This is a genomic window from Pyxidicoccus caerfyrddinensis, from assembly GCF_010894405.1.
GTDB lineage: Bacteria > Myxococcota > Myxococcia > Myxococcales > Myxococcaceae > Myxococcus > Myxococcus caerfyrddinensis.
In genome coordinates, this window is sequence record NZ_JAAIYA010000107.1 from 1 (window position 1) to 1,047 (window position 1,047).

The following is a 1,047-nucleotide window of genomic DNA, read 5'->3' on the forward strand; positions in this document are numbered from 1 at the left end:
TTGGCTCTGTCTCGACCCCACCAGAGAGAAGGGAGTAGCAGGCGGGCTGGCGTGGGTTATGCGGGTATGGCTACTGCAACCCTCAGTCACTCGCCTGTGCGAGTCGCGCGGGTGGCGCTGGCTGCTGCCCAGGCCACGCTGCCCCAGTACAGCAGCAAATTCAGCCGCCACGATGGCTGCACGCTTCCCCAGTTGGCTGCGTGCTTGGTGCTGCGCGCCTTCTGGCGCACCTCGCTGCGCGGCGCCCAGGCACAGTTGGAGGACTCGCGAGACCTCCAAGAAGCCCTGCACCTGAGCCAGGTGCCAGACCACAACGCACTGTGGCGCGCGCATCAGGCGCTGAGCGAGCAGCAATTGACGCGCTTGAAGGAGCAGACGGTCCGCCTGGCCGACAAAGCGCGCATGCTGCCGCACGGCCTGCATGCGAAGCTGTCGGCGGACTCCACGGGCTTTACCTCCAGCCGGACCAGCCATTCGCCTTCGCACCAGAAGCCCACTCGCTACTGGCGCGCTCGGCGCAAGAGAAAGCGCGCGGGCCTGCGGGTGGCCCGAGCCAAGAAGCAGCCGAAGAAAAGCTGGCACTACCCGAAGTGGACCGTCGCCATCGACTGCCGCACCCATCTCATCCTGGCGCAGATGGCTCGCCGGGGGCCCTTCCCGGACGTGCAGGACTTCGCGCCCCTGGCTCTCGAGTCCCACACGCTCAGGCCCTCCACCCTGGTGCTGGCCGATAGCGGCTTCGAGAGTGAGGACAATCTGAAGCTGTGCGAGCAGTGGCTGGGGGCCCGCGCCGTCATGCGCATCAAACAGCCCCGCCACGGCGCGCAGCTGCATACCCCCTACCGCCTTGCGCTCCTGCGCCATCTGCCCCAGGCCCTGTACTGCCAGCGCAATGCCTCGGAAAGCTCCTTCTCGGCCGACAAACGCCGCTTTGGCGACCTCATCCCCGCCCGCAGCTGGGCCGCTCGCCAGCGCGACGTGCTGCTGCGTGGCATCCTCCACAATTGCGCCCTGCTCATGTCCGCATGAGGGTCGAGACAGAGCCAA

1 protein-coding gene is annotated in these 1,047 nt (G+C 67.2%); it reads left to right on the top strand.

Features of this window, described 5'->3' with window-relative positions:
• Positions 1 to 111 precede the first annotated feature (111 nt).
• The gene (locus G4D86_RS51700) at positions 112 to 1,029 is read left to right on the top strand and encodes a transposase (RefSeq protein WP_164003092.1); all 918 of its coding nucleotides are present in this window, start codon (positions 112 to 114) and stop codon (positions 1,027 to 1,029) included.
• Positions 1,030 to 1,047: the final 18 nt, after the last annotated feature.